The organism is Streptomyces sp. NPDC103540 (assembly GCF_055584445.1).
This window is the reverse complement of the sequence record NZ_JBVJMA010000016.1, coordinates 119,524-146,077: the sequence shown is the minus strand read 5'-3', so window position 1 is coordinate 146,077 and position 26,554 is coordinate 119,524. Positions and strand designations below refer to the sequence as shown.

Sequence of the window (26,554 nt, the reverse complement as noted above, 5' to 3'; positions counted from 1 at the left end):
GCGGGGCGGCGGGCTCAAGATCGACTATAGCACGGCTCGAACGCGGTCCCCAAGCCCGGCGGTGGGGTGCGCGGAGGCGCGTGTGACCATGGCCCCTTCGTGTTTCCGCACTTCACGGGGGATCCACCATGCGCGCCCGCACCACCTCCGCCGCGACCGCAGCGTGTTCCGCGCTCGTGGCGCTGCTCGTCCTGACCGGCTGCACCGGTGCGCCGGACGAGGGGCGGCCCGCCGCGTCCGCCGCGGCTCCCGCCGCCCCGGGCCCCGGGTCGGCCGGGGGCTTCGAGGGGCCGCGGCCCCAGGACCAGAACCTGTTGGCGTGGACGGGCGACCCGAACGACGCCGGGCACGTGACGGCCCAGTCGGCCGCGGGGGTGGGCGGACGGGTGACCCTGGTGCGGATCGTCCTGCGCGAGCGGATCACCTGGTCGAACATCTGGCTGGGCCTGGCCGGGATCGACCCGGCCGCCCAGCTGTCGAACTGCTACCTCGGGGTGTACGACGAGCGCGGGGCGCTGGTGGCCTCCACCGCGGACGTCTCGCCGATGCTGATGACGGACCCGATCGCGAAGCCGTTCCCGCTGGCGAAGCCCTTCACCGCCGAGCCCGGCACGTACTTCATCGCCCTGCTGCTGAACGGGAACTGGGCGACCAACGCCCTGACGCTGAAGTCCACCGGCGCCGGGATCTCCGTCAACGCCGGTCTGACGCCGCCGAAGCTGCGCTACAGCACCCTGCTGACGGGGCAGACCTCGTTGCCGGCCTCGGTGAACCTGGCGGAGCAGTCCACGTCGACCATCAACACCGGCTGGGCCAGCCAGTGGTACGCCGTCTCGTAGGCCACGCGCGGGGCCACGCGCGGCGGGCCCGCCTCGGGGAAGAGTCCGAAGCGGGCCCGGCCGGGATGCGCGCGGGGGTTACCAGGAGCGGTGGAACTTGACGTCGCCGCCGTTGCGGTCGAACCAGCCCATCATCCCCCAGTTGATCCAGCCGCCGTCGCCGCCGTTGTTGAAGGTGCCGGACTCGAAGATCCACAGGCCGTAGTGGACGTTGCCCCACTTGACGTTGGCGTAGACGCGGGTGCCCTGGAAGCGGTCGTCGTAGTTCTGGGACAGGTTGAACAGCATCACGTTGTGCCGGCCGCCGGAGGCGTTGAAGGCGGCCTCGACGGCCTGCTCGACGAACTTGCCGCGGTCGGAGGTCTTCACGCCGCGCACCGCCTCGACGAGCTTGCCGGCCACGCCGAGCTGGTCCATGGAGACGGTGACGACGGGGGTCTTCTCGTCGGCGGTGGCCCCGAGGTCACCGGCCTCGGCGGTGGTCGAGGCGGGCGTGGTGACGGCGTGGGCGGGGCGTTCCGCGGCCTGGGCGGGGGCGACGGCCCCCACGGTGACGGCGGCGGCGAGGGCGAGGCCCGCGAGGGCGGTGGTGCGGATCGGCTTGCGGTTCATGACGGTGCTCCCGGTACGTCGAGGAAGGGCGATGGGGGAAGGGGGAGGGGGAGGGGCGTGGGCGTGGCGGCGGGCGGGGTCAGGAGAACTTGCGGAAGGTGACGTGACCGCCGTCGCGGTCGAAGACCCCGCGGAAGGCCCAGTTGATCCAGCCGCCGTCGCCCTTGTTCCAGAACTGGCCGGAGTCGAAGACCAGGACGCGGTAGCGGCCGTGGATGCCGCTGACCTTGGCGTCGTAGACGATGTTGTGGAGCTCGCCGTAGTACTCGATCTCGTCGTTGATGACCATGACGTTGTAGCGCTGGCCGGACTCGTAGAAGGAGCCCTCCATCAGGCTCTTGACGTAGCCCGAGCGGTTCTGGCCGCGCTCGATGGCGTCGTTGACGATGTTGATGATCTTGTTCGTGATGTCGAGGGCCGCGGAGGCCACGTCGACCTTGGCGCCCATCGCGCCGACCTCGCCGGCCGGCTGGTGCGCCGCGGAGGAGGAGACGGGGACCGGCTGCGAGGGCGCGGCCTGGGCGGCGGACGCGGGGAGGGCGACCGCCGCGAGGGCGGCGGTGGTGGCGATCAGCAGGGCGGCGCGGTTGCGGAAGACGCTCATGTTCGTTTCTCCTTTTCGGGTGCACGGAAATTCGATCCGGGGGGTTTTCGGGCACACGGGTCCCCGGAGTCGTTGTTTCGAGGAAGTTCACGGTGGAATACGCGAGGATGCTCGCGCCGATGTCCGCAGATGTTTCCCCGGCGATTTCCGGGGTGTTCGCGGAGGATTTCGGGGGGATTCCCCGGGGATTCACACGGGTCGTACGGGGCCCGCGGGCCGCGCGGACGGCGCCTCGGGCCGGCGCCCCACCCTCACCAGGAGGTGACGAGGTGGTCGGCCAGGGCCTCCTCCGCGCGGGGGGCGACCGGCGGGGCGGCCGGCGCGGCCCCGCGCGGTCGGGCGGCGCGGGGGCGGCCGGTCGACAGCCGCCGTACGGCGAGGAACAGCAGGATCAGCAGGGCGGGCAGTGCCAGGGCCGCCGCGCGGCGGCGCCTTCGACTCCTCACGTCTCACCTCTCGTGTCGGGCGTCTCGCCCCGCCCGGTGGTTCAGCGGGGCGGTTCGCAGTCGGGGGTCTCGCAACCCCATTCAGTGTCACGGGACCCGTCGACGGTGGTCGAGTGGGCCGGCGGGGCGGACCGGTCGGGGCCGGGAGCGGCGGAGGCCACATTGACCCCCAGGCCGAAGGTCGCGGCGGTGAAGACCACGGCGGTGATGACCTTGGACAGTTTCATCGAATTCTCCCGGCGCTCGTTTTCCCCTGGTTTCGCTTCGCTTTCGCGAGGCCTTCCGGGCGGTTTCTCTTCCTCCCCCCGGCTCTCCTCAAGCATCAGGCGGAACCTCGACCCCGGTCCAGCGGTCTTTCCTGCCAGTAAGGTGCATGTCCCCTTGATGAGGCGGGATGTTATGACCATATACGGGCAAAGAGACGCGGCCGGCCCCTTGGCGGACCTCGATATCCAGGCGTACCGCCATGTGCTGGAGCACGGCTCCACCTCGCCCGAAGCGCTCGCCCTCGCGCTCGGCGTCTCGACGGGCGAGGCCGAGACCGCCGTCGCCAACCTGCTGCGCGACCGGCTCCTCGCCCCGGTCCCGGGCAGCGACGGGCTCCTCACCGCCGTCAGCCCGCGCACGGCCGCCGCCGAGCTCGTCGGCGAGGAGGAGGACGCGCTGCGCCGCAGGTTGGCGGAACTCGACCGTACGCGGGCCCGGTTGACGGCCCTGAACCCGCTGTACGAGGCGGCCGGGCAGCGGCGCGGCGAGCTCGGCGGGATCGACGTCGTCGACTCCCGGGAGCGGGTGATGACCCTCATCTCCGACGCCGCCGGCCGCTGCGCCCACGAATGCCTGACCGTCCAGCCGGGCGGAGGGCGTCCCGCCGGGCACCTGGAGCGGGCCCTGCCCCGCGACCTCGCCCTGATCTCCCGGGGCGTGCGGATGCGCACCCTCTACCAGCACACCGCCCGCTACAGCCCGCCCACGCAGGAGTACGCGGCGAAGGTGACCGCCGCCGGCGGGGAGATCCGTACGCTGGGCGAACTGTTCGGCAAGATGGTCATCTTCGACCGCGAGACGGCCTTCCTCCCCGTGTGGGACAACCCGCACGCCGGGGTGGTGCTGCGCGAGCCCTCGGCCGTCGCCTTCCTGTGCAGCGTCTTCAACACGGCCTGGAGCCTGGCCGAACCCTTCGCCACCTCCTACAGCAGCCTCACGGCCAACGCGCTGCGCACGACGATCGCCAAGATGCTGGCGGACGGCAGCAAGGACGAGGTCATCGCCCGCAAGCTCGGCATGTCCCTGCGGACCTGCCGCCGCCACATCTCCGAGATGATGGAGGAACTCGGCGCCACCAGCCGCTTCCAGGCCGGTTACCTGCTCTCCGCCTGCTCCCCGGCCGCGGCGCCGGTCGAACCGCCGCCGACCCGGGCGGCGACGGGACCGTAGGGCGGCGGCGTACGGGGGGGTGTCCGTCAGGCCGGGGTGACCAGGTCGGGGTAGGCGCTGTGGGCGGGGACGGCGGCGCCCCGGGCGAAGGCCCGCGCGAAGGCGTCCGGGCCGAGGGCGGCGCGGGCGCCGGCGGTGATCCGGTCGACGTCGGCGCGTTCCGCCGGGGGCAGGGGTGCTCCCGCGGAACGCCGGGCGGCGTCGGCGGCGCCGAGCAGGGCGGCCGCGCCGGCGGGGTCGCCGGCCAGGGCGCGGGCGCCGGAGAGTCCTTCGAGGGCCAGGGCCAGGGCGCGCGGGTCGCCGGTGGTACGGGCCATGGCGAGCCCCTCCTCCTGGAGGGCGAGGGCGGCTTCGGCGTCGCCGCGCAGTTCGGCGGCGTAGCCGAGTTCGGCCAGGACCAGGGCGTTGGCCCCGTCGAGGCCGACGGAGCGGTGCCAGTCGAGGACCCGCCGCATGTGGGCCTCGGCCTCGTCGAGGTCGCCGGCGCGACGGGCGCCCAGTCCCAGGCCCAGGACGGCGTTGATCTCCCCGGCCTGGAAGCCCTGTTCGGCGGCGAGCCTGCGGGAGCGTTCGTGCAGGTCGCGGGCCTCCTCGAGATCGCCGGTGAGGAGGGCGCCGCGGCCCAGGCCCGACAGCAGGTCGGCGGCCTGGGTGGTCAGGCCGAGGCCCTCGGCGGTGTCGAGGCCCTCGCGGCGCAGCCGGGTGGCCCCGGGGTAGTCGCCGTGGATCTCGGCGAGCATGGCCAGGGGGTACACGGACCACAGGCGGGCGGCGCCGTCGCCGAGTTCCGCGAAGAGGGCGGCGCTGCGCTCGCCGTCGCGGGCGGCGCCGTCGAGGTCGCCGCCGAGGAGGCGCTGGGCCGAGCGGTCGGCGAGGGCGGCGGCCGTGCCCCAGTCGTCGTGGGCGGCGGCGAAACCCTCCAGGGCGCGTTCGGTGAGTTCGCGGCCGGAGGAGAGGTCGCCGGTGCCGCACAGGGCGTGGCCCAGGAACCAGCGGGCGTGGGCGAGGTCGTGGGCGGTGCCGATGCCCTGGTCCTCGTAGGGGCGCAGGGAGCGGTGGATGCGTTCGGCGCGGTCGGCGCCCTCGCCGGCCATGATGGCGAAGCCGGTGCGCAGGACCTCGACGTGGGCGCGCAGGGCGGGTGTGGCGCCGCCCGGGGCGGCGAGGGCGGCCTCCAGGGAACGGCGTCCCTCGCCGAGCCGGCCGCGCAGGACCCAGTACCAGGACAGGGCGCGGACGAGCCGCAGGGCGGCGTCCGCGGGCGGCTCGGCGGGGGGCTCCTCGAACCCGGCGGCGTTAACGGCGTTAACGCCGTTAACGGTGCCGGGGGTTGTCGGGGCGCCCGCGAGGGTGAGGGCGTGGGCGAGGGCGGCGCGCAGGTTGGCGGCCTCGGTGTCGAGGTGTTCCAGCCGGTCGCGCTGGCCGGCGGCGAGCAGGGCGGGTGCGGAGCGTTCGGCGAGGGCCAGGTGGTGGGCGAGGTGGCGGGAGCGGACGGCGCGTTCCTCGCCGGTCTCGGTGAGGCGTTCGGCGCAGTAGGCGGCCACCGATTCCAGCAGCCGGTAGCGGGGGCCGGCCGGGGTGGGCGTGAGGGCCAGCAGGGAGCGGTCCACGAGGCGGGCCAGCAGGTCGAGCACGTCCGCGGGGTCGAGGTCCTCGCCCGCGCACACCTCCTCGGCGGCCTCCAGGGTGCAGCCCTCGGCGTGTACGGCGAGGCGGCGCAGCACGGCCCGTTCGGGGGCGCCGAGCAGTTCCCAGCTCCAGTCGATGACGGCGCGCAGGGTCTGTTGGCGGGCGGGGGCGCCCCGGCGGCCCGAGTTCAGCAGGCGGAAGCGGTCGTCGAGGCGGTCCAGGACGCCGCGTACGCCGAGGGCGCGCACGCGGGTCGCGGCGAGTTCGAGGGCCAGGGGGATGCCGTCGAGGCGGGCGCAGATCGCCTCGACGCTCTCGCGGTTGTCGGCCTGGAGGGCGAAGCCGGGGGCGGTGGCGGCGGCGCGGGCGGTGAAGAGCTCGACGGCAGCCTGGAGTTCGAGGGTGGGAACCGTCCACAGGGTTTCGCCGGCGAGGGCGAGGGCTTCCTGGCTGGTGGTCAGCAGGCGCAGGCCGGGGGCGGTGCGCAGGAGGAGTTCGGCCAGTTCGGCGACCTCGTCGACGAGGTGCTCGCAGTTGTCGAGTACGAGGAGCAGTTCGCGGTCGCGCAGGGTGGCGGCCAGACGTTGCCCGGCGGTGAGGCGGCGCTGTTCGGCGGGGAGCAGGCCCCACACGGCGTCGTCGCGGATGCCGAGGGCGCCGGCGACGGCCTCGGCGACCTCGGTGGTGCGGGAGCCGGGGGCGGCGGGGGCCGCCGCCGCGGGGCCGGCGGCGGGGCGGTCGGTACCGGGACGGTCGGGGTCGTCGGGGTGGGGGCGGCGGGCGGGGCCGGCGCCGACGCCGGCGAGTTCGACGAGCCAGATCCCGTCGCGGAAGGCGGCGGGGTCGAGGCCGGCGGCCGTCTCGACGGCGAGGCGGGTCTTGCCGACGCCGCCGGGGCCGGTGAGGGTCACCAGGCGGCGGCCGGCGACGAGTTCGCGTACGGCCGCGACCGCCTGGTCGCGGCCCAGGAGCGGGGAGACGGCGGCGGGCAGGTTGGTGCGGGGCGCGCGGCCGGCGGGGTCCTCGGTCGGGGTCGCGGGACCGGTGGCGGTGCCGGTGGCGGACGGGGAGGGCAGGGCGGGGGGCGCGGTGGGGGCCGGGGAGGCGGGCGGGGCGGGGTGCGGGGCGGAGAGCTCCGGGTCCTGGGTGAGGATGGCCCGTTGGAGGGCGGTCAGGGCGGGGCTGGGGTCGAGTCCGAGGTCCTCGGCGAGGCGGGCGCGCAGGTCCTCGTAGCCGGCGAGGGCCTCGCTCTGGCGGCCCGCGCGGTACAGGGCGCGCAGTTGGGCGGCGCGCAGGCGTTCGCGCAGGGGGTGGCGGGCAACGAGCTCGGCGAGTTCCCCGACGAGCTGGGCGTGTTCGCCCAGTTCGAGGCGGGCCTCGGCGTGTTCCTCGCGGACGACGAGCCGTTCCTCCTCCAGGCGGTTGGCGGCCGCGCGGGTGAAGGGGTCCTCCTCGAAGTCGGCGAAGGCGGGGCCGCGCCAGACGGCGAGGGCGTCGGCGAACAGGGAGGCGCGTACGGCCGGCCGCCCGGCGGCGCGGGCGCGGCCGGCGAGGGCGGCGAAGGCGGCGCTGTCGAGGGTGCCGTCGGGGGTGCGCAGGACGTAGCCGGGGGCCTGGGACTCGACGAGGTCGCGGGCGCCGGGCTCGGCTTCGTCGAGGGCGCGGCGCAGTTGGGAGACCTTCGCCTGGAGGGCGCGGGTGGGGTTGCCGGGAGGCTCCTCGCCCCACAGGTCGTCGATGAGGCGGTGGGTGGCGACGGGGCGTCCGGCGTCGACGAGGAGGGAGGCGAGGAGGGTCCGCACCTTCAGTTCGGGAACCCTGACGGGGGTTCCCTCGCTCGTCCACACCGCCAGCTGGCCCAGCACCCCGAATCGCATGCGGTCACCGTAACCCGGGCCCGAACAGGGCCGTAACAGAACCCGAACCGGATCCGAGCCGCCCGACCGCACTCTGAATCACGTCGGGGCCACAAGGGAGGCGACCGGCGAGGACGAAGCGACGAAGAGCACGAGAGCAAGAGGGAGCCCCGCCATGGGAAAGCTTGACGGCAAGACTGCACTGGTGACCGGTTCGAGCCGCGGCATCGGCCGCGCGATCGCCCTGGCGCTGGCCGCCGAGGGCGCCCGGGTCGCCGTGCACTACGCCGGGAACGAGGCGGCGGCGAAGGAAACGGTGAACACGATCGAGGCGGCGGGCGGGCAGGCCTTCGCGATCCGCGCCGAACTGGGCGTGCCGGGTGACGCGGACGCCCTGTGGGCGGCGTTCGACGAGCACGCCGAGGGCCTGGACATCCTGGTCAACAACGCCGGCATCGCGGGCCCGGGTCTGATCCACGAGGTGTCGGAGGCCGACTACGACAAGGTCTTCGCGATCAACGCCAAGGCTCCCTTCTTCATCATCCAGAAGGGCCTGGACCGGCTGCGCGACGGCGGTCGCATCGTGAACGTCTCCTCGGGCGTCACCAAGGTGGCCTTCCCGGGGATGACCTCCTACGCGGCGAGCAAGGGCGCGGTCGAGGTGCTGACCCTGACGCTGGCGCAGACGTTGGGTTCGCGTCAGATCACGGTGAACGCGGTGTCCCCCGGCACGATCGAGACGGACATCCACCCGTGGATGGCCGACCCGGCCGCCAAGGCGCACGCCGCCGGGTTCTCGGTCTTCAACCGGGTCGGGCAGCCGGACGACGTGGCCGACGTGGTGGCCTTCCTGGCCTCGGACGACGCCCGCTGGGTCACCGGCCAGAACATCGACGTCTCCGGCGGCTCCGGGATGGGCGTCTGACGGCCCCCTGATCCGGTCGGGCCCGGGTACCGGCCGGGCCCGGCCGGGGTGTCCGGTCACCGCGAACCCCCGCGCCGGTGACCGGACACCCCTCCCGAACCACCGCACGAACCACCGGACGAACCGAACACCGACCCAGACACCGACCCGAACACAGACCCGAAGCCCGCACCCGCGTTCGCGCCCGATCGGAGGCCGTCCCGTGTCCAGGACCCTGCTCGTAGTGGCCCATCCCCGAGGCGACTCCCTGACCGCGCAGGTCGCGGAGCGCGCCCGCCGCCGGGCGGAGGCGGCGGGGAACTCCGTAGACCTGCTGGACCTGTACGCCGAGGGCTTCGACCCGCGGCTGACGCCGCCGGACGAACCCGACTGGCAGGACCGCGAGAAGCGCTACTCCCCCGAGGTGCACGCGCACATGCGGCGCATCGAGGAGGCCGACGACCTGGTGGTGGTCTTCCCGGTGTGGTGGTTCGCGCCGCCCGCGGTGGTCAAGGGCTGGATCGAACGGGTGTGGAACTACGGCTTCGCCTACGGGCGCAGCAAGCCGCGCCTGGCCGGGAAGCGGATGCTCTGGCTGGGCCTGGCGGGGCACGCGGAGGAGTTCTACGAGACCACCGGGCTCGGCAAGGCGTTGGAACTGCAACTGAGAGTGGGCGTCTCCGAGTTCTGCGGGGTCGGGGAGTCGGCGGTCCGGCTCCTGTACGGCACGGAGTTCTCGGGGATACCGGAGGCCTTGAGGCAGGCGCGGGCGCGGGAGGTGTTCGCGGCGGCCGACGGGATCCTGGCGGCGTTCGACGGTGTGGAGGCACCGGCGGAGCGGGCCGCGCGAGCGGCCCCCGCGGTGGTGCCGGCCTGAGACCCGCCCGAGGGGCGACGACGGAGGGAGAGCGTAGGGGCAGGAGAGCGAACGGCGCGAGGAGCGAGTGGGAGAGCGAGAGACACGCAGTGATCCGAGACGGGTCCGGTGGCACGCCTGGAGGGGGGCGCGCCACCGGGCCTTCGCCGTTTCCCGGTCGCGCGGGCCCGGTCGCGCGCGGGCCCGGTCGCGCGGGCCCGGTCGCGCGGGCCGGACCGGCGTTGCGCGTTCCCGGTGGACAGCCTCTACCTAGATCACCTAGGTTGAAACCTAGAGACCCTAGGAAACGAGGAGGCGCCCGTGGTGCGCGTGGGATTGACCGCGGCCAGGCTGACCGAGGCGGCCGCCGAGATGGCGGACGAGGTGGGCCTGGACAAGGTGAGCCTGTCGGCGCTCGCACGACGCTTCGGCGTCAAGGACGCCAGCCTGTACGCGCACGTCCGCAACCTGCGCGACCTGCGGGTGCGGGTGGCCCTGTCGGCCTCCGAGGAGATGACCGGCGAGATCGCGACCGCCGTCGCGGGCCGCTCCGGCAAGGACGCGCTGGTCGCGTTCGCCGACGCCTACCGGGCCTACGCCCTGCGCCGCCCCGGCCGGTACGCGGCCACGCAGCTGCGCCTCGAACCGGCGGAGGTCGCCGACTCGGTCGGCCTGCGCCGCAGCGTGGAGCTGACGTACGGGATGTTGCGCGCCTACGGGTTGACCGAGCCGGACCTGACCGACGCGGGGCGGCTGCTGCGCGCGACCTTCCACGGTTACGTCCACCTGGAGCTGAGCGGCGGCTTCGGACACTCCCGCGAGCCGGCCGCCTCCTGGTCCCGGGGGCTCGACGCGCTGCACGTGGCCCTGGAGAACTGGCCGGCGCGCGACGACGGGCACCCGCGATCCGACGACTCCCCCGAAGGGAACCCCCGATGAACACCCCGACGAGCACCGCGACGACCACCCCGCGGGGCGGCGCCGACCACCGCACGCCCACCGTCGGCGCGTTGGAGGTGCCCGGCGCCACCCTGCACCACGAGCGGCGCGGCTCCGGTCCCGTGCTGCTGCTGATCCCCGGCGGCGGGGCCGACGCCGGACTGTACGCCGCGGTGGCCCCGGACCTCGCGGCGGCCGGGTACACCGTCGTCTCCTACGATCCGCGCGGCCAGTCGCGCAGCCCGCTGCACGGTCCGCCGGCCGACCAGCGGGTGGAGCAGTGGGGGGACGACGCGCTGCGGATGCTGGAGGCGCACTCCCCTCACGAGCCGGCGTACGTCGTGGGGTGCAGCGCGGGGGCGATGGCCGCGCTCGACCTGCTGGCCCGCCGGCCCGACCGGGTCCGCCGGGTGGTGGCGCACGAGCCGCCGCTGGTGGAGGTGTTGGAGGATCCCGCGCCGTACCGGGAGCTGTTCGCGCGGGTGCGTACGACGCTGCGGGAGGAGGGGGTGGGCCCGGCGATGGCCCGCTTCGCCGAGGGCCTGGGCGGCGGGGACGCGGGCTCGGGCGCGGGTGCGGGCTCGGGCGACGACGCCGCGGGGCACGGGACGGGCGCGCCGCCGCCCGAGGTGGCGGAGATGGCCCCGCGCATGTACGCGAACCTGCCGGTCTTCCTGGAACACGTGCTGGTCCCCTTCACCGCGAGCCGGCCGGACGTCGCCGCGCTGCGCGGGGCGCGCGGGCGGCTGGTGCTCGCCGCCGGGCGGGATTCGCGCGGGGTGGCCGCCCTGTACGGGCCGGCCGTCCGGCTGGCGGAGCTGACCGGGGCCGCGTTCGCGGAGTTCCCGGGCGGACACGTGGCGTGCGCCGAGCGACCTCGGGAGTTCACGGACCGGCTGCTGGAGGTGCTCGCGGGATAGTGGTCGCGGCGGGCCGTCACATCCGTGGGGGCCGGCGGGTCATGGGGGTGTCGCACGCGGTACGCCGCCCCGTCCACCCGCCGAGGAGCCCCCGATGTCCACCACCGCCACGATCGTCACCCTCGTCGCCGCCCTGATGGCCGCCTTCTCCGGGTTCTCGGTCCTGCGGCGGGCCGCGTTCGTCGTGGGTCCGCTGGCCGAGTACGGGGTGCCGAGGTCCTGGTGGAACCCGCTGGGCGCCGCCAAGATCGCCGGGGGCGCCGGGCTGCTCGTCGGGTTCGCGGTGCCGGCCGTGGGCGTGGCCGCCGCGATCGGTCTGGTCGCCTACTTCGCCGGCGCCGTCGTCACCGTCCTGCGGGCCCGCGCGTACGCCCACATCGCCTTCCCGATGGTCTACGCCGCCCCGGCCGTCGCCGTCCTCGCGCTGCTCTGAGCGGACGCGCACGGCACACGGCACACGCGCCGAGGGGCCGCTCCTTCAGGAGCGGCCCCTCGGCGCGTGTGCCCGCGGGCGGTCGCCCGCCTACTCGCCGCCGCCGATCGGCGGGATGCGGCGCAGGAGCGTCGCCACCGCCACCGCCGTCAGGAGGGCGAGGCCCGCGCTGACCAGGGAGGCCGTGTGGAAGCCGGAGGAGAAGGCGTCCCGGGCGGCGGTGAGCAGGTCGGCGCCGAGGGTGTCGGACAGCCGTCCGGCCGCGTCGGTGGCGCCGCCGATGGTGTCGCGGGCCGAGGCGAGCGCCTCGGCGGGGATGCCGGCCGGGGCGGTCGCGGCGACCTCGTCGCGGTAGACGGCCACCGCGACGCTGCCGGTGCCGGCGATGCCGAGGGCCAGGCCGAGGTCGTACGCCGTCTGGCCGGTGGCCGCGGCGGAGCCGGCCTTCTCCGCCGGGGCGGAGCCCACCGCGAGGGCGGTGCCGAGGACGCTGATCGGGGCGATGCCGAACATGACGAGCGTGAGGCCCAGGGAGACGGCCACGACCCCGTCGACGGTGGAGAGCCAGAAGCCGATCAGGGTGAAGGCCAGGCCGGCGAGGATCACGTACGCCGGGCGGATCCGACGGGCGAGGACCGGGGTGAGCTGCGAGCCGAGGACCAGGCCGGCGGCTCCGGGCAGCAGCCACAGTCCGGCGGCGAGCGGGGTGAGGCCCTCGATGGCGAGCAGGTACTGCGGGACCAGGTACTCGATGCCGTTGAGGGCCATCATGCCCAGCAGCAGGGCCAGCAGGGCGCCGGTGAAGGCGCGGTGGGAGAACAGCCGCAGGTCGAGCAGCGGGGTGGCGAGCCGGTTCTGGCGGCGTACGAAGAGCAGGGCGAAGGCGGCGCCGACGGCGATGGCCGTCAGGTAGGAGCCTTCGAGGCCGTACTCGGCGAGCTTCTTGACCCCGTAGACGACGGGCAGGATCGCGAGGAGGAACAGTCCGGCGCTGGGCAGGTCGATCCGGCCGGCGGACGGGTCGCGGTACTCGGGGAGCAGCAGCGGCGCCAGGAGGACGACCGGGATCATGATCGGGACGCCGAGCAGGAAGACGGATCCCCACCAGAAGCTGTTGAGCAGGACGCCGCCGATGACGGGGCCGATGGCGATGCCGACGGAGAGGGCGGTGACCCACATGGCGATGGCGGTGGCCCGCTGGCGGGCGTCGGCGAACATGTGGGTGATCAGCGCGAGCGTCGACGGGAGGACCGCGGCGCCGGCGACGCCGAGCAGGGCCCGGGCGACGATCAGCGTGGTCGGGTTCGGGGCGTACGCGGCGAGCAGCGAGGCGGCGATGACTCCGACGGACCCGGCGAGCAGCAGTTTGCGGCGTCCGATCCGGTCCCCGAGCGTGCCCATGATGACGAGGAAGCCGGCCGTCATGAAGCCGTACATGTCGGTGGTCCAGAGCAGTTCGCTGCTGGAGGGGCGCAGGTCGGCGGTCAGGTACGGGGTGGCCAGCCAGAGCACGCCGAGGTCGGCGGTCATCAGGGTGACGGGCAGGAGCAGGACGGCGAGGCCCAGCCACTGGCGCGGGCCGGCGCGGGTGGGAAGTGCTGCGGAGGTGTCGGGGGCGGTGGTCGTCGAAGTCATGGGAACACGGTGCGGGGCGGCGTCTCGGATCCGGCTCGGATGCGGTTGCGGTGCTGTTCCGGTGCGGCTCGGGTGCGGCTCCGGCGGCGGATCGGCGCAGGTGGTAGGGGGTGCGGGCGTGCCGGGGCCGGTCCGCGGGCCCCGGCAAGCGGCGCGGGCGACTCAGCCGGCCCAGGGGGCCAGCGGGTACCAGATGAGGTCGCGGCGGGCGAGCATCCGCACGTCCCAGTAAAGGATCATGAAGACGCCCGCGGCGACGAAGGCGGCGGCCATGAGCGCGGAGACCCGGCTGGGCCGGGCGGTGAGCAGGCGGTGGAGGCGGTCGCCGAAGAGGGCGGTGACCAGCAGGAAGATCAGTCCTACGAGGACGATGTTGCCGAGGGACTGGAAAGCGAAGGCGGCGGCCCCGTAGAGCACGTTGTGGCTCTCGGCGGCGTCGCGGAAGAGCTGTCGGAACAGACCGAAGGGGCGGCCGAGGAGGAGGGCTCCGGTCATCGCGCCCATGAGGTACATGGGGGCGCCGGGGAAGCGCGCGGTGAGGCGGGCGAGGGGGTCGCGGACGAGTCCGGCGGCGGCGAGGCCGAGCCAGGTCATGGCCAGGCCCATGATCCCGTAGACCACCATGGCCTGGATGATCCGCGGGGAGAAGCCCCCGGCCGGGGAGGCCGTCTGGAACTGGGGCATGCCGGTGCCGACGACGGCGACGACCGCTCCGTAGAGGGCGGAGACCACGAGCGCGCCGACGGCGAGCCAGCCGAGGGGGCGCAGGGCGGCGACGGCGCGGCCCCGGCGGCCGGAGACCTGGCCGGCGAGCGGGGCGATGGCGCTGAAGACGGCGATGTTGCAGGCGGTGAAGGTGCCGGCCACCCCGGTGGCGAGGGCGAAGGCGATGCCGGCGAGGGCGCCGGTGAGCGGGGCGTCCTTGGCGGGGTGGCCGAGGAGGGCCTCGGAGACGTTGGCGCCGATGGTCTGGTCGACGAACTCGGCCGACCAGATGACGGTCAGGGCGAAGCCGACGAGCGCGCCGAGCCCGAGGACGAGGGCCCGGCGGCGCGGGGCGTGGCCGTTGAAGAAGAAGGAGGGGGCGCGGGTCGGGCGGTGCGAGCGGGGCGTTGCGGCGGAACGGGACGCGACCTCGGTCATGTGCTTCCTTCTCGGGAGGCGGTACGGGGACGTGCCTGCGGGAGGGCGTGCTGTGCCGTGCGAGGGGCCGGCCGTGACGGGCGCGTGAGCGGTGCGCGCGGTGTCACGGCCGGCGGGGCGCGGGGCCGGGCCGGCCCTCGGGGGTGGCGGCGGGTGCGCGGGCCGGCCCCCGAGGGGGCCGGTGGCGGACGCGGACGCCGGGGTGCTCGGGGAGCTCCGTGCCCCGCGTGGACGCCGGTGTCCTCGCGGGGCGGGTGCCGTGCGCCGGGGCCGGGGTGCTCCGGGCCGGTGACGTGCGCCGGGGCCGGTGCGCTCAGGGGCCGTTGGCGTGCGCGAGGGTGGACTTCCGGTCCGGGGCCGGTCCCGGGCCATCGGCGTCGGCGTCGGCGCCGGTGCCGAAGCGGGCGGCGGAGGCGAGCGCGGCGGCCGGGAGCGCGAGGAGGACGGCGGCCATGGCGCCCGCGACGAACCAGCCCGAGGCGCCGCGTTCGGCGAGGTAGGTCGCCAGGGCCGGGGAGACGCCGCCGAGCACCGCGTTGGTGACGGCGTGCGGGAGGCCGATGCCGAGGACGCGGACCTCGGGCGGGAAGATGCCCGAGAGGATCGCGGGCAGGGTGGTGGTGGCGCAGACGAGGAAGACGGCGCCGCTGCCGTAGGCCAGCAGCAGGCTCGGGAAGTCGCCGCTCATGGTGAGGTAGCCGTAGGAGCCGACGGCGGCGAAGAGCACGCTCGCGGCGGCCAGGAACCTGCGGGGGCCGACCTTGTCGGCGAGCAGTCCGAGGGGCACGTTGGCCACGATGACGAGGGCGGTGCCGCCGACCACCACCCAGAACATGGTGGAGGGCGAGGACAGGCGCGCGCCCATCGCCGGGACGACGCCGGTCCAGGTGCCGCCGATGGTGGCGATGCCCGCGACGAACAGGACCGAGACGAGGACCTGGCGGCGGTGGGCGCCGAGGACGCGGCGCAGCGAGCCGCGGGTGGGCAGGGTGCGGACCTCGCGGCGGAAGACGTCGGTCTCCGTCATCCGGGCGCGCATCACCATGAGGACGAGGCCGAAGACGGCGCCGAGGACGAACGGGACGCGCCAGCCCCAGGAGGCCATCGCCTCCGGGCCGAGGCCGCCGGTCAGTCCCGCGCCGAGGAGGGAGGCGAGGAGGACGCCGGAGGCGGTGGTGAGGGAGAAGAGGCTGCCGTAGAGGCAGGCGCGGCCGCGGGGGGCCTGTTCCATCAGGTAGGCGGCGGCGGTGGGCCATTCGCCGCCGGCCGATATGCCCTGCGCGATGCGGGCGAGGAGCAGCAGGAGCGGTGCGGCGAGGCCGATGGTGCCGTGGTCGGGGGTGACGGCGATGAGGAGGGATCCGCCGGTCATCAGGCCGATGGCCAGCATGAGGGCGGGTCTTCGGCCGCGCCGGTCCGCGAACCGGGCCAGGAGCACGCCTCCGACGGGCCGGGCGAGGACGCCGATGCCGAGGACGGCGAAGGCGCCGAGGAGGGAGGTGAGCGGGTGGGAGGAGGGGAAGAAGCGGGGGGCGAAGAGGGGGGCGAAGAGGGCGTACGCGAGCCAGTCGAAGGACTCGACGAAATTGCCGACGACCGTGGCGGCGACCGCCCGACGGTGGGTGGGTGCGGGCGGACTCGAACTCATGGACTCTCCCGATCGGTTCCGGCCTCGGTGGCGAGGGGGGATCATCGTGGCGGGGCGGCCGGAGGGCGGCCAACTCCCAGCGTGCCCCTCCGCGCGGTGATCGACGCCGACCTTTTCCGGCCGCACGGATCCGGCGACGGACCGCATTCCAGGAGAAGTCCCGGCGGCGGGCGGCGCCGACAATGGCGCCGGGGGGCTGGCTGGACCGGGAGGCCGATCGAATTGACGGTGATCATGTCCGCGGCGCCGATCGCGCCACTGTCCTCGCAGGCGTTGCTGTTGTTCCTGCTCCAGGCCGGGGCGTTGCTGGCGCTCGCGTCGGCCCTGGGCGCCCTGGCCGTGCGGTGGCGGATGCCGGCGCTGGTGGGCGAGCTGACGGCCGGCGTGCTGCTCGGCCCCTCCCTCCTGGGCTGGGTCGCGCCCGCGTTGTCGGACCGGCTCTTCCCCCGGGACGCCGCGCAGATGCACCTGCTCGACGCCGTGGGCCTGTTGGGTGTGCTGTTCCTGGTGGCCCTCGCGGGAACGCACGTGGACCTGGGGCTGGTGAGACGTCAGGGGGGCACGGCCTTTCGCGTGAGCCTCGGCGGGCTGGTCGTGCCCCTGGCGGGCGGGGTCGCCGTCGGGCTGCTGTTGCCGACGAGCCTCGCCGGGCCGGGCACCGATCCGGTGGTCTTCGCCCTCTTCATGGGCGTCGCGATGTGCGTGAGCGCCATTCCGGTGATCGCCAAGACCCTCACGGACATGAACCTGATGCACCGCAAGGTGGGTCAGCTGACGATGGCCGCCGCGGTCTTCGACGACGTCTGCGGGTGGGTGATGCTCTCCCTGCTGTCCGCCATGGCCGTCTCGGGGATCCACGCGGGTGACGTGGCGCGGTCGGTGGCCGCGGTCGCCGTGGCGGGCGCGGCCGCGGTGTGGGTCGTGCGGCCGGCGGCGCGACAGGTCCTGCGCCGGGCAGGCGGCTCGGGGGCGGTGTTGTCCTGTCTGGTGGTGCTGATCCTCGTCTCGGCCGCCGGCAGTCAGGCGCTGGGGTTGGAGGCGATCGTCGGCGCGTTCGCCTGCGGGCTCGCGATCCGTTCGGTCGCCTCGGAGGCGGGCGAGGGCCTGGCGGCCCTCGACCCGCTGCGCCGCGTGCTGACGGGCGTGTTGGCGCCGTTGTTCTTCGCGACGGCGGGCCTGCGGATCGACCTGACGGCCCTGGCGGACGTGCGGCTGGCGCCCCTGGCCCTGCTGGTGCTGGTGATCGCCGTCGTCGGGAAGTTCGCGGGGGTGCTGCTGGGCGCGATGGCCGGCGGGGTCGGGCGTTGGGAGGGGCTGGCGCTCGGCGCCGCGCTCAACGCGCGCGGGGTCATCGAGGTGGTGATCGCCACCGCCGGACTGCGGATGGGGGTGCTCACCACGGCCTCCTACACGATGGTGGTGCTGGTGGCCGTGGTCACCTCGCTGATGGCGCCGCCGATGCTGCGCTGGACGATGCGCCGGGTGAGGACGACCGAGGAGGAGACCTCTCGGCTGGCGGCGTACCAGAGGCTGTGGGAGCCCCGGGGGGTGCCGTGCCCGGAGGAGTCCGGGGCGCGGCCGGAGCGGGTCGAGCGGGTCGAGCGGGTCGAGCACGTCGAGCACGTCGAGCACGTCGAGCGGACATGAGCGCGGCGCCCCCGCCCCGGTGACGGGGTGGGGGCGCCGGCGGTTCGGATCGGGCGCGCGGGCCGATGGCGGTCGGCCGTCGGCGGTCGGCGGGGGTCAGCGCAGGAAGCCGCGGGCCTCGCCCCAGCCCGCGGCGAGGTCGGCCTCGGTCTGGTTCAGGCGGGCGGTGACCACCTGGTCGAAGCCGTCCAGGAAGTACTGGTCGCCGGGGGCCGGTTCGACGCGGGCGCCACCGTTGACGAAGGTCTCGACGACCTGGGCGAGGGAGGTGTCCGGGCCCACCCGGCCCAGGACGTAGCGGGGGGCGCCGGCCAGGCCCGGGAAACCCGATTCCCGGTACGGGTACACGTCGCCCAACAGGTCGACCTGGACGGAGGCCTGCGGGTGCAGGGTGGGGCGCATGTCCTCGGGCAGGACGCGGATGAGTTCGGCGTCGGCCCCGGCGCGCAGGCTGTGCAGCGCGTAGCCGTAGTCCACGTCGAGGGTGGGCACGCGGGCGGCGACGCGTTCCTCGAAGGCGCGCAGGGCGTCCTGGAGTTCGGTGCGCTCGGCGAGGGTGAGCTTGCCGTCGGGCCGGCCGCTGTAGTCCTCGCGGAGCTTCAGGAAGTCGACGGGGCGGCCGGGGGCGGCGGCGTCGAGTTCGGCGATGAAGTCGACGAGGTCGAGCAGCCGGTGGGCGCGGCCGGGCAGCACGATGTAGCTGAAGCCGAGGCGCATCGGGCTGTCGAGGGCGGCCCGCAGTTGCTGGAAGCGGGCCAGGTTGGCCCGTACGCGGGAGAAGGCGCCGCTCTTGCCGGTGGTGGCCCGGTACTCCTCGTCGTCCAGGCCGTACAGGGAGGTGCGGATGGCGTGCAGGTCCCACAGGCCGGGCTGGCGCTGCCAGGTGCGGTCGGTGAGGGCGAACGCGTTGGTGTACAGGGTCAGGCGCAGGCCGCGGGCGGCGGCGCGGGCGACGAGGGTGCCGAGCCCCGGGTTGGTGAGGGGCTCCAGGCCGCCGGAGACGTACATGCGGTACGGGTCGTCGGTGGGCACCTCGTCGATGACGGAGGCGAACATCTCGTTGCCGGCGGCGATGCGGTCGCCCTCGTAGCGGGCGCCGGTGACGCGGACGCAGAAGTGGCAGCGGAACATGCAGGTCGGACCGGGGTAGAGGGCGACGATGTCGGGGACGGTGGGTCGGCCGGCGAGGACGGCGTCGAACACGCCCTTGGCCTCCAGGGGCAGGACGGTGTTGGACCAGTACTTGCCCGCGGGTCCGTCGGTGACGGCGCTGCGCAGGGCCGGTACGCGGGCGAACTCCGCGAGGAGGGCGGTGAAGGACTCCCGGTCCACGCCCAGGCGCCGCCGGGCGGTCTCCAGGGGGGTGAAGGGGTGGTTCCCGTAGAGGCGGGCCAGCTCGACGAGGCGGCGGGGCGTGTCCGGGTGGGGCGGGGAGCCGGCCGGGCCGGTGGGGTCGGTGTACGGGTCGGGTGTGGACAGCAGGCGCCCGACGGCCTCGCGGGCGGCGCGGACGTCGGCTCCGGGGGATGCGCAGCGCGCGACGGTGCGGGCCGCGGCGGCGTAGGCGGCGAGGGGGGCCGCGTCCCGGGCGGTGGTGGTGTTCATGCGGGACCCTTCCTGTCGGTGCGCCGGTGGCGGGCGGTCAGCTCGGCGCCGTGGGCCACGGCGAAGCGGATGGTCTCGCACAGCCGGCGGACGCTCTCCGGTCCCACTCCGGGGCCGGTGGGCAGGGAGATGGTCCTGGCGGCGAGGGCCTCGGTGTGCGGGAGGGCGTACGACTGGCGTGAGCGGTAGGGCTCCAGGAGGTGGCAGGGGGGCGAGCCGATGGGGGGCAGGACGAGGACGTTCTCGGCGCGCAGCAGTTCCATGAGCAGGTCGCGGTCGAGGCCGGTGGTCCGTTCGTCGACCTCCAGGACGGTGTACTGGTGGTTGTGGCGCTCGGTCGGGTCGGGGAGGGGCAGGGTGAGGCCGGGGACGGCGGCGAGCCCCTCCCGGTAGCCCTCCAGGCAGGCCCGGTTGGCCTCGACGTAGGAGGGGAGGGCGTCGAGGGAGGTCAGGCCCATCGCGGCGGCGGCCTCGCTCATCTTGGCGTTGGTGCCGCCGGCCGGGGAGACCTCGTCGAGGCCCTTGCCGAAGTTGGCCAGGGCGCGGACGCGGGCGGCGAGCGCGTCGTCGTCGGTGACGACCGCGCCGCCCTCGAAGGCGCCGACGACCTTGGTGGCGTGGAAGCTGAAGACCTCGGCGGATCCGGCTCCGCCGACGGGTCGGCCCTCACGGGTGCAGCCCAGCGCGTGGGCGGCGTCGAGGAACAGGTGCAGGCCGTGGTCGGCGGCGAGCTTCTCCAGGGCCGTGGTGTCGCAGGGCCGGCCCCACAGGTGGACGCCGACGACGGCGCTGGTGCGGGGGGTGACGGCGGCCCGGGCGCGGTCGGGGTCGATGAGTCCGGTGCGGGGGTCGACGTCGCAGAAGACGGGGGTCAGGCCGAGCCACTGGACGGCGTGCGCGGTGGCCGCGAAGGTCAGCGACGGCATGATCACCTCGCCGGTCAGGCCGGCGGCGCGGACCAGGAGTTGCAGGGCGCTGGTGGCGTTGCAGGTGGAGACGGCGTGTCGGGTGCCGGCGAGGTCGGCGACCCTGGCCTCGAACTCCAGGGAGAGGGGGCCGCCGTTGGACAACCACTGGTTGTCCAGGGCCCAGTCGAGGCGTTCGTGGAGACGGCGGCGGTCGACGGGGTTGGGGCGTCCGACGGAGAGCGGCCGCAGGAAGGCGGCGCGGCCGCCGAACAGGGCGAGGTCGTCCACGGTGCGCTTGAGCCCCCCGCGCGGGGCGGGTCGGGCGGGCCCCGCGGTGGGCGCGGCGCTCACGCGCGGCGGCCGACGAACAGGCCGCGGCCGAGCGCGCCGCTTTCCGCGAGGTATTCCACGGTGCAGCCGGCGGAGCGGAACGCGGCCTCGTATTCGGCGCGGTCGAAAAGGCGGAGGGGGTAGTCGTCGGTGAAATGGTGGATTCCGGTGTCCGGGTCGGCGACGGCGAAATGGACGGTCACCCGGGTTTCCCGGCCGTTTCGGGTGGTGCGGGACAGACGGGCGACGGCGCGGCCGGAATCGGTGATCGTGGCGCCGGCGACGTGGCCGTCGAGGAAGGTCTCGGGGAACCACCACGGCTCGATCACGATCACCCCGCCGGGTTCCAGGTGGGCCGCGAACCGCTCCAGGGTCGCCTCCAGCCCGGCCACCGAGTCGACGTGCCCGATGGAACTGAACATGCAGGTCACCACGTCGAAGGTGCGGCCCAGGTCGAAGTCGCGCATGTCGCCCTGGTGGACGGGGACCTCGGGCAGCTTCTCGCGGGCCACCTCGACCATGCCGTCGGCCAGCTCGACGCCCTCCACGTGGGAGAAGAGGTCGCGGAAGGCGCGCAGGTGGGGTCCGGTGCCGCAGGCGACGTCGAGCAGGGAAGCGGCGTCGGGAAAGCGTTCGGTGACCAGTCGGCGGACTTCTTTCGCCTCGGCCGCGTAATCCTTGCCGGTGCCTTCGTAGAACGAGACGTAGATGTCAGCGAATTCTTTGCCGTACATGTATTCCCCAATGGCGTCGTTGTCCGTCTACTCTCGGGCCCCGGGGAAAAGCGGCGCAGCGCCCTGTCCCGTCCTCCCCGCATCCGACCGTCCCATCAGGCATCGCGGTGGGCATCTCCTGGATTGCCGAATCACCGGCACGGGGCGCGGACGTCGAACACCAACGGAGGGAACGCCATGGGGAAGTACGCGACGGTGGCGAGGGTCAGGTCGATGGCGCTGGTCACGGCGCTGTTGTGGGGGGTCTCGGCCCCGGCGCAGGCGAGCGGTCCGGCGGGCGGCGCGGCGGGTGCCTCCGGTGGGGCGGCCGCCGACGCGGCGGGGCGTCAGCGGGCGGGCTGCCGGGCGGCGTTCGAGCGGGACTGGAGGAGCTACAACCGGGCCTTCGACGGCCGGGACGTGGGCCGGTTGATGGGCCACTACCTGCCGGACGCCTCGAAGGTCGACCCCGACGGCAGCTACCACCAGGGCCGTCCGGCGGTCGAGGGTCTCTTCCGCGAGCTGTTCGCGATGGAGTTCACCAGCGACTTCCGGGAGCTGCGCCGCACGGTCGTGGAGTGCAGGACGGCGCTGATGGTCGTGGACTCGACGCTGGTGTTCCCGCAGTGGGGGCACACCGAGCGGTTCACGTCGGTGCTGTCCTTCACCTACGAGCGCGGCCAGTGGAAGGTGATCGCCAACGTCAGCTCGCCGTCGGCGGCGGCACCGGCGTCGGCGGCGGCACCCACGGCGGGCTGAGGACGGGGCTGAGGACGGGGGCGGGGGTCGGGACGGGAGCCGGCGGGGGCGGGACAGGGCCGGGACGGGCCGGGGCGCAATCCTGAAGATGCCGGGCGGGTCCGCCAGGTGGCACGGTCTGGCGAGGGGGCCGGACAGGGCAAGGGCGTTCGGTGTTCCGCCGTCTTCGCATTGTTTCCGACCTGCGAGAAAGGCCAGCGCTCATGACGACCGTCGTTGCAGAGCAGTGGGAGATCAACGTCTCCAAGCATGGGGACGAGCGGCTGAGCGGGCCCCGCGGCCCGTGGTGGTTCACCGGCAGGCAGCCGGTGGCCCACGAGTGTCCGGGAGTCGAGGCCGACGGGCGCATCACCTCGCTGCCGCTGCCCGACCTCTCCTCCTGTGACCGCGCCGCGGTGCTGGACTACTTCGACAACTCGTGGGCGCTGACGGAATCGCTGTTCGCGGGGCTCCAGACGGCGGAGGCCTTCTACCGGCCGCCGGCCCACAACCTGCGCCACCCGATGATCTTCTACTACGGGCACCCGGCCACCCTCTACGTCAACAAGTTGCGCGTCGGCGGTCTCCTGGGCGAGGCCGTCGACGGATACCTGGAGCAGGTCCTGGAGACCGGCGTCGACGAGATGTCGTGGGACGACCTGTCGAAGAACGAGATGCTGTGGCCCTCCGTCGCCGAGGTGCACGCCTACCGGGCGACGGTCTACCGGTTGGTCCGCGCGGTCATCGAGGCCACCGACTTCGCCCCCGACCTCGGTCGCCCGGTCACGATGCGGGACCCGGCCTGGGCCCTGTTCCTCGCCTTCGAGCACGAGCGGATCCACCTGGAGACCAGTTCCGTGCTCATCCGGGAGCTGCCGCTGCGGCTGGTGGCGGCGCACCCGTCCTGGCCGGCGCCCGCCCCCATGCGGCGTACGGGCGTCGCCGGCAAGCCCACCGCGCGGGCGGTGCCGGAGAACGCCATGGTGGCGATACCCGGTGGTCGGGCGCACCTGGGCAAGCCGGAGTCCTTCCCGTCGTTCGGCTGGGACAACGAGTACGGCGGCCGTGACGTCGACGTCGAGGCGTTCGAGACCTCGCGGTACATGATCAGCAACGGCGAGTACCACCGGTTCGTCACGGACGGCGGCTACCGCCGGCCCGAGCTGTGGTCGCGGGAGGGCTGGGACTGGCGGGCCTTCCGCAACGCCAAGTGGCCGCAGTTCTGGGTGCCGGACGGTCCCAGCGGGCTGCACGCCTACCGGCTGCGCACCACCTTCGACGAGATCGACATGCCGTGGGACTGGCCGGTGTGCGTCAACTACCACGAGGCGAAGGCGTTCTGTGCCTGGCGCGGCGCCCAGGACGGGCGCGACTACCGGCTGCCGACCGAGGCGGAGCACCGTCTGGTGTGCGACCTGCCGGCGGAGCCCGGCCCGGCCGACGACCCGGTGATGCGCGAGGACGGCGTCGCGCTGCGCGAGCGCGGGGTCAACCTGAACCTCGCGTGGGGCTCGGAGTCGCCCGTCGACCACTCCCCCGCCACCTCCCACGGGGTGCACGACGCGGCGGGCAACCTGTGGACGCTGGTCGAGGACACCCTGAACCCGTTGGAGGGCTTCGAGGTCCACCCGTACTACGAGGACTTCAGCACCCCCTGCTTCGACGGCCGGCACCACATGATCCTCGGTGGTGCCTTCATCAGCACCGGTGACGAGGCGAGCGTCTGGGCCCGCTTCCACTTCCGGCCGCACTTCCTCCAGCAGTGCGGCATCCGCCTGGTCGCCTCCGCGACGCCCGGGCGCGAGGAGGAGCCGGCGGCGACCGCGGCCGCCGAGGCGTCCTACGAGGGGCGGGACATGCTCGACCGCTACCTGCTGATGCACCTCGGCGACGCCGAGGAGACCCTGGGTCGGGCGGACCACCCGCTGGCCTCCGCGCACGGCTTCCCGCAGCGCCTGGCGGCCCTGGTCCTGCGCGAGGCCAAGCGTTCGGGCACGCCGCTGCGCCGGGTCCTGGACGTGGGCTGCGCGGTGGGCGGCACTTCCTTCGCCCTCGCCCAGGGCGGGGTGGCGGACGTGGTCGGCATCGACCTGAGCCGCAGTTTCGTCGAGGTCGCCACGGAGCTGGCGTCCGGTGCGGCCGTCTCGTACGAGCGGGTCGACCAGGGCGAGAACCGTACGCGCCTGCGGGCGCGGGCGCCCCGCCCGGCGGCCGGCTGCGCCGCTTCCTTCGAGGTCGCGGACGGGTGCGCGCTGCCCGCTTCGCTCGGCCGTTTCGACGCGGTGGTGGTGGCCAACGTCCTGGACCGGGTCCCGGATCCGGAGGCGCTGCTGCGGCAGTTCACCGAGTCCGACGCCTTCCTGGCCGCCGGCGGGTTGCTGCTCGTCGCCAGCCCGTGGACCTGGTCGGGCGACCACGCGGACCGGGAGCGCTGGCTCGGCGCCCGGCGCGGGGCGCCGACCAGCGAGGTGGAGGTGCGCCGGCTGCTCGGCTACGCCTTCGACCAGGTCGCGGAGTCGGACGAGCCGGCGGTCCTGCGCGACCACTCCCGCCACTTCGAGGTGCTCAACGCCGACGTCTCGGTGTGGCGCAAGCGCTGACGGCACACGGCACACGGCGCGCGGCACACGGCCCGAGAGCCGCGCGCCGCGCGCCGCTCCCCCGGCGGGGCTCCCCCGCCGGGCGGGCGTCCCTCCCCTTCGATCCCCCTGGAGCGAGCACATGTACGAGCAGCCGGTCGCCGAGGTCTACGACGAGGTCTACCGGGGACGCGGCCGCGACTACGCGGGCGAGGCGAAGGAGGTGCGCGACCTGGTCCTGGAGCGGCACCCCGCGGCCTCGTCGCTGTTGGACGTGGCCTGTGGGACGGGAGCGCACCTGACGGCGTTCCGGGACCTGTTCGGCGAGGTCGAGGGCGTGGAGCTGTCCGCCGGGATGCTGGAGGTGGCGCGCGGGCAGCTGCCCGGGGTCGCGGTGCACCAGGGGGACATGCGCACGTTCGCGCTGGGGCGCACCTTCTCTGTGGTGACCTGCATGTTCAGCTCCATCGGGCACGTGACCTCGGTGGCCGAGCTGGAGGCGACGCTCGGCCGCTTCGCGGCCCATCTGGAGCCCGGCGGGGTGATCGTGGTCGAGCCGTGGTGGTTCCCCGGCACCTTCCTGGACGGGTACGTGACGGGCGCGGTGGTGCGCGAGAGCGAGCGCACCGTCGCCCGGCTGTCGCACTCCGCCCGGGTGGGCGGGCGCTCGCGGGTGACGGTGCACTTCGTGGTGGCCGATCCGGTGGCGGGGCTCAGCCACTCCACGGAGGAGTACCTGGTGTCGCTGTTCGAACAGGCCGAGTACGAGGCGGCGTTCCGCGCGGCCGGCTGCCGGGTGGAGTACGTCGAGGGCGGACCGCACGGTCGGGGCTGGTTCGTGGGCGTCCGCGAGGGGTCCCCGGCCGCCGCCGGCTGAGGCACCCGCCCCGTGGGGCACCCCGTACGAGCGCCGGTGGGCCGGAGGACCGAAGTCCTCCGGCCCACCGGCGCGTTCGGCCGCGGGACGCGGATGTGGATACGGGTGCGGGTGCGGATACGGGTACGGGTACGGGTCCGGGCGGGCCTCGCGGGGTCAGGCCGGGGCGGGCACGGCGAGCCGGCTGCCCTGGTGCACGGCGGTGGCCAGGGCCGCCCAGGAGGTCAGCTCGACCAGGGCCCGGTCGGTGGGGTGGTGGCGGCGGAACGCGGCGACGTCCGCCTCGGTGACCCGGTACGGGGCGAAGGCGGTCAGCAGCGCGAGGCGGGAGGCGGCCGCGGCGGCCGGGTCGGGTGTGCCCGGGGTGCCGGTTCCGTCCCCGGGGGTCCCCTCGCCGGGGAGGGGGTCGAGCCAGGCGCGGTCCGGGCCGGGCGGGCTGCCGTCCCAGCGGGCGAGGCGGGCGCGCAGCCCGTCGCGTACGGGCGCGGGGACCCAGCGGGCCCCGTGCTCGGTCGCGGCCACCGCGCGGGCGAGGGCCTGCGCCACCTCGGGGCGGCCGGCGGCCCAGTCCAGGCCCGGCACGGGCGGGGCGGGCGGCAGCAGGTCCAGGGACAGGCCCGGGCGCAGGGGGCCGGGGTCGTCGGCGTGCATGCCCCGGGCGACCGTGCGCATCAGGGGTTCGCGCAGGAAGCCGGGGGCCACGTCGGGGACGGGCGAGTCGGCGAGGAAGACGCTGACCATGCGGTTGAGGTAGTGGAAGGTGACGGCCACCCCGGCCAGTTCGGGGGTCCGGGCGGCGGGGAAGGGCGGTGCCTGCGCGGCCGGACCGTCTCCGTCGTCGGCCCGGCCGGGCCGGTCCGGCCGGTCCGCCCGCGGGTCGGCGCCGGCCCAGGCGGACAGGGCGGCGCTCTCCCCGGGCGGCTGCCGGCGCAGCACGGAGGCCTTGGCCCGGTGCACCTCGACGCAGTACGGGCAGGAGTTGGCCCGGGACACGGCGGTGGCCACGGTCTCCTTCTCGGCGCGGTCGGCCTCCACGTCGACGAGGAGCGTCTCGCGCAGCAGGAGCCAGCTCGCGGCGAGGGCGTCGGGGGCCGGCGAGTGCAGGGCGAGGGGCGGGGCGAGGACGCCGAAGTCCCGCCGGGCCTGGGCGTAGACGCGGGCCACGAGGCCGTTCGCCCGGCCGGGCGGGACGGCCTTGACGTGGCGGATGTCGCGCAGCGCGCCGCGCAGGACCGCCCGTACGAGGGGTCTCATCG

23 protein-coding genes are annotated in these 26,554 nt (G+C 74.7%); 11 read left to right on the top strand and 12 right to left on the bottom strand.

The genetic code is table 11. The features are described from left to right. The first annotated feature begins 128 nt into the window (after positions 1-128). Positions 129-839 (top strand): hypothetical protein, encoded by a 711-nt coding sequence (locus tag ACZ6ZI_RS32135; protein WP_469526771.1) that lies wholly within the window; start codon positions 129-131, stop codon positions 837-839. 78 nt (positions 840-917) lie between these two features. Here ACZ6ZI_RS32135 and ACZ6ZI_RS32130 read toward each other — a convergent pair whose 3' ends face one another. The 4 genes from ACZ6ZI_RS32130 to ACZ6ZI_RS32115 all read right to left on the bottom strand — a co-directional run bounded on the left by ACZ6ZI_RS32130 (position 918) and on the right by ACZ6ZI_RS32115 (position 2,728). Then, positions 918-1,451, bottom strand: a complete 534-nt coding sequence (locus ACZ6ZI_RS32130) for a stress protein (RefSeq protein WP_469526768.1) — start codon at positions 1,449-1,451, stop codon at positions 918-920. Between the two features lie 79 nt (positions 1,452-1,530). After that, positions 1,531-2,055, bottom strand: a complete 525-nt coding sequence (locus ACZ6ZI_RS32125) for a stress protein (protein ID WP_469526767.1) — start codon at positions 2,053-2,055, stop codon at positions 1,531-1,533. 251 nt (positions 2,056-2,306) lie between these two features. Beyond that, on the bottom strand, positions 2,307-2,501 hold the full coding sequence (locus tag ACZ6ZI_RS32120) for a hypothetical protein (RefSeq protein ID WP_469526764.1): 195 nt from the start codon (positions 2,499-2,501) through the stop codon (positions 2,307-2,309). 41 nt (positions 2,502-2,542) lie between these two features. Beyond that, complete coding sequence (locus tag ACZ6ZI_RS32115; protein WP_469526761.1) at positions 2,543-2,728, bottom strand: hypothetical protein; 186 nt, start codon at positions 2,726-2,728, stop codon at positions 2,543-2,545. A 208-nt stretch (positions 2,729-2,936) separates the two neighbouring features. Between ACZ6ZI_RS32115 and ACZ6ZI_RS32110 the strand changes: the two genes are divergently transcribed. Then, positions 2,937-3,938, top strand: a complete 1,002-nt coding sequence (locus ACZ6ZI_RS32110) for a LuxR C-terminal-related transcriptional regulator (protein ID WP_469526759.1) — start codon at positions 2,937-2,939, stop codon at positions 3,936-3,938. 26 nt (positions 3,939-3,964) lie between these two features. On the opposite strand, the gene ACZ6ZI_RS32105 is transcribed toward ACZ6ZI_RS32110, so the two are convergent. After that, positions 3,965-7,444, bottom strand: coding sequence for an AfsR/SARP family transcriptional regulator (locus ACZ6ZI_RS32105; protein WP_469526756.1), 3,480 nt, complete (start codon positions 7,442-7,444; stop codon positions 3,965-3,967). A 154-nt stretch (positions 7,445-7,598) separates the two neighbouring features. Between ACZ6ZI_RS32105 and ACZ6ZI_RS32100 the strand changes: the two genes are divergently transcribed. The 5 genes from ACZ6ZI_RS32100 to ACZ6ZI_RS32080 all read left to right on the top strand — a co-directional run bounded on the left by ACZ6ZI_RS32100 (position 7,599) and on the right by ACZ6ZI_RS32080 (position 11,475). Continuing rightward, positions 7,599-8,348 carry an SDR family oxidoreductase gene (locus tag ACZ6ZI_RS32100; protein ID WP_363056311.1) on the top strand — a complete coding sequence of 250 codons (750 nt, stop codon included), beginning with the start codon at positions 7,599-7,601 and terminating at the stop codon, positions 8,346-8,348. Positions 8,349-8,571: 223 nt separating this feature from the next. Continuing rightward, on the top strand, positions 8,572-9,204 hold the full coding sequence (locus ACZ6ZI_RS32095) for an NAD(P)H oxidoreductase (RefSeq protein WP_469526754.1): 633 nt from the start codon (positions 8,572-8,574) through the stop codon (positions 9,202-9,204). Positions 9,205-9,504: 300 nt separating this feature from the next. After that, positions 9,505-10,122 carry a TetR/AcrR family transcriptional regulator gene (locus ACZ6ZI_RS32090; protein ID WP_469526752.1) on the top strand — a complete coding sequence of 206 codons (618 nt, stop codon included), beginning with the start codon at positions 9,505-9,507 and terminating at the stop codon, positions 10,120-10,122. Then, entirely contained in the window at positions 10,119-11,042 is a 924-nt protein-coding gene (locus ACZ6ZI_RS32085; protein ID WP_469526749.1) for an alpha/beta fold hydrolase, read from the top strand. The genes ACZ6ZI_RS32090 and ACZ6ZI_RS32085 overlap by 4 nt, the downstream gene beginning before the upstream one ends. 94 nt (positions 11,043-11,136) lie before the next feature. Continuing rightward, positions 11,137-11,475 carry a DoxX family protein gene (locus tag ACZ6ZI_RS32080; protein ID WP_469526747.1) on the top strand — a complete coding sequence of 113 codons (339 nt, stop codon included), beginning with the start codon at positions 11,137-11,139 and terminating at the stop codon, positions 11,473-11,475. Between the two features lie 90 nt (positions 11,476-11,565). Here the strand turns inward: ACZ6ZI_RS32080 and ACZ6ZI_RS32075 are convergent, their stop codons facing one another. From ACZ6ZI_RS32075 to ACZ6ZI_RS32065, 3 genes are all read right to left on the bottom strand, one after another. Next, positions 11,566-13,110, bottom strand: a complete 1,545-nt coding sequence (locus tag ACZ6ZI_RS32075) for an MFS transporter (RefSeq protein ID WP_363056317.1) — start codon at positions 13,108-13,110, stop codon at positions 11,566-11,568. Positions 13,111-13,272: 162 nt separating this feature from the next. Continuing rightward, positions 13,273-14,253 carry a hypothetical protein gene (locus ACZ6ZI_RS32070; RefSeq protein ID WP_469526745.1) on the bottom strand — a complete coding sequence of 327 codons (981 nt, stop codon included), beginning with the start codon at positions 14,251-14,253 and terminating at the stop codon, positions 13,273-13,275. Positions 14,254-14,566: 313 nt separating this feature from the next. After that, a complete protein-coding gene (locus ACZ6ZI_RS32065; protein WP_469526741.1) occupies positions 14,567-15,901 on the bottom strand; it encodes an MFS transporter in 1,335 nt (444 codons plus the stop codon). 234 nt (positions 15,902-16,135) lie between these two features. Between ACZ6ZI_RS32065 and ACZ6ZI_RS32060 the strand changes: the two genes are divergently transcribed. Beyond that, positions 16,136-17,548 carry a cation:proton antiporter gene (locus tag ACZ6ZI_RS32060; protein ID WP_469526739.1) on the top strand — a complete coding sequence of 471 codons (1,413 nt, stop codon included), beginning with the start codon at positions 16,136-16,138 and terminating at the stop codon, positions 17,546-17,548. Positions 17,549-17,644: 96 nt separating this feature from the next. Here the strand turns inward: ACZ6ZI_RS32060 and desII are convergent, their stop codons facing one another. The 3 genes from desII to ACZ6ZI_RS32045 are packed head-to-tail and all read right to left on the bottom strand — an operon-like array spanning position 17,645 to position 21,125. Next, on the bottom strand, positions 17,645-19,153 hold the full coding sequence (desII, locus tag ACZ6ZI_RS32055) for a dTDP-4-amino-4,6-dideoxy-D-glucose ammonia-lyase (protein ID WP_469526736.1): 1,509 nt from the start codon (positions 19,151-19,153) through the stop codon (positions 17,645-17,647). Further along, positions 19,150-20,412, bottom strand: coding sequence for an aminotransferase class I/II-fold pyridoxal phosphate-dependent enzyme (locus ACZ6ZI_RS32050; RefSeq protein ID WP_469526733.1), 1,263 nt, complete (start codon positions 20,410-20,412; stop codon positions 19,150-19,152). Before ACZ6ZI_RS32050 ends, desII begins: the two co-directional genes overlap by 4 nt. After that, a complete protein-coding gene (locus ACZ6ZI_RS32045; RefSeq protein WP_469526731.1) occupies positions 20,409-21,125 on the bottom strand; it encodes a class I SAM-dependent methyltransferase in 717 nt (238 codons plus the stop codon). The genes ACZ6ZI_RS32050 and ACZ6ZI_RS32045 overlap by 4 nt, the downstream gene beginning before the upstream one ends. Positions 21,126-21,338: 213 nt before the next feature. Between ACZ6ZI_RS32045 and ACZ6ZI_RS32040 the strand changes: the two genes are divergently transcribed. The 3 genes from ACZ6ZI_RS32040 to ACZ6ZI_RS32030 all read left to right on the top strand — a co-directional run bounded on the left by ACZ6ZI_RS32040 (position 21,339) and on the right by ACZ6ZI_RS32030 (position 25,298). Continuing rightward, on the top strand, positions 21,339-21,863 hold the full coding sequence (locus ACZ6ZI_RS32040) for a YybH family protein (protein ID WP_469526729.1): 525 nt from the start codon (positions 21,339-21,341) through the stop codon (positions 21,861-21,863). 203 nt (positions 21,864-22,066) lie between these two features. Further along, complete coding sequence (gene ovoA / locus ACZ6ZI_RS32035; protein WP_469526727.1) at positions 22,067-24,442, top strand: 5-histidylcysteine sulfoxide synthase; 2,376 nt, start codon at positions 22,067-22,069, stop codon at positions 24,440-24,442. Between the two features lie 121 nt (positions 24,443-24,563). Next, positions 24,564-25,298, top strand: a complete 735-nt coding sequence (locus tag ACZ6ZI_RS32030) for a class I SAM-dependent DNA methyltransferase (protein WP_469526726.1) — start codon at positions 24,564-24,566, stop codon at positions 25,296-25,298. A 156-nt stretch (positions 25,299-25,454) separates the two neighbouring features. Here the strand turns inward: ACZ6ZI_RS32030 and ACZ6ZI_RS32025 are convergent, their stop codons facing one another. Then, the gene (locus ACZ6ZI_RS32025) at positions 25,455-26,552 is read right to left on the bottom strand and encodes a carboxymuconolactone decarboxylase family protein (protein ID WP_469526723.1); all 1,098 of its coding nucleotides are present in this window, start codon (positions 26,550-26,552) and stop codon (positions 25,455-25,457) included. Between the last annotated feature and the right edge of the window lie 2 nt (positions 26,553-26,554).

What these genes read in the sequence shown, in the direction of transcription:
- ACZ6ZI_RS32135 (WP_469526771.1), top strand. Translation starts at nt 129, where the DNA reads ATGCGCGCCCGCACCACCTCCGCCGCGACCGCAGCGTGTTCCGCGCTC.
- ACZ6ZI_RS32130 (WP_469526768.1), bottom strand. Translation starts at nt 1,451, where the DNA reads ATGAACCGCAAGCCGATCCGCACCACCGCCCTCGCGGGCCTCGCCCTC.
- ACZ6ZI_RS32125 (WP_469526767.1), bottom strand. Translation starts at nt 2,055, where the DNA reads ATGAGCGTCTTCCGCAACCGCGCCGCCCTGCTGATCGCCACCACCGCC.
- ACZ6ZI_RS32115 (WP_469526761.1), bottom strand. Translation starts at nt 2,728, where the DNA reads ATGAAACTGTCCAAGGTCATCACCGCCGTGGTCTTCACCGCCGCGACC.
- ACZ6ZI_RS32105 (WP_469526756.1), bottom strand. Translation starts at nt 7,444, where the DNA reads ATGCGATTCGGGGTGCTGGGCCAGCTGGCGGTGTGGACGAGCGAGGGA.
- ACZ6ZI_RS32100 (WP_363056311.1), top strand. Translation starts at nt 7,599, where the DNA reads ATGGGAAAGCTTGACGGCAAGACTGCACTGGTGACCGGTTCGAGCCGC.
- ACZ6ZI_RS32085 (WP_469526749.1), top strand. Translation starts at nt 10,119, where the DNA reads ATGAACACCCCGACGAGCACCGCGACGACCACCCCGCGGGGCGGCGCC.
- ACZ6ZI_RS32080 (WP_469526747.1), top strand. Translation starts at nt 11,137, where the DNA reads ATGTCCACCACCGCCACGATCGTCACCCTCGTCGCCGCCCTGATGGCC.
- ACZ6ZI_RS32075 (WP_363056317.1), bottom strand. Translation starts at nt 13,110, where the DNA reads ATGACTTCGACGACCACCGCCCCCGACACCTCCGCAGCACTTCCCACC.
- ACZ6ZI_RS32070 (WP_469526745.1), bottom strand. Translation starts at nt 14,253, where the DNA reads ATGACCGAGGTCGCGTCCCGTTCCGCCGCAACGCCCCGCTCGCACCGC.
- ACZ6ZI_RS32065 (WP_469526741.1), bottom strand. Translation starts at nt 15,901, where the DNA reads ATGAGTTCGAGTCCGCCCGCACCCACCCACCGTCGGGCGGTCGCCGCC.
- ACZ6ZI_RS32060 (WP_469526739.1), top strand. Translation starts at nt 16,136, where the DNA reads ATGTCCGCGGCGCCGATCGCGCCACTGTCCTCGCAGGCGTTGCTGTTG.
- desII (WP_469526736.1), bottom strand. Translation starts at nt 19,153, where the DNA reads ATGAACACCACCACCGCCCGGGACGCGGCCCCCCTCGCCGCCTACGCC.
- ACZ6ZI_RS32045 (WP_469526731.1), bottom strand. Translation starts at nt 21,125, where the DNA reads ATGTACGGCAAAGAATTCGCTGACATCTACGTCTCGTTCTACGAAGGC.
- ACZ6ZI_RS32040 (WP_469526729.1), top strand. Translation starts at nt 21,339, where the DNA reads ATGGCGCTGGTCACGGCGCTGTTGTGGGGGGTCTCGGCCCCGGCGCAG.
- ovoA (WP_469526727.1), top strand. Translation starts at nt 22,067, where the DNA reads ATGACGACCGTCGTTGCAGAGCAGTGGGAGATCAACGTCTCCAAGCAT.
- ACZ6ZI_RS32030 (WP_469526726.1), top strand. Translation starts at nt 24,564, where the DNA reads ATGTACGAGCAGCCGGTCGCCGAGGTCTACGACGAGGTCTACCGGGGA.
- ACZ6ZI_RS32025 (WP_469526723.1), bottom strand. Translation starts at nt 26,552, where the DNA reads ATGAGACCCCTCGTACGGGCGGTCCTGCGCGGCGCGCTGCGCGACATC.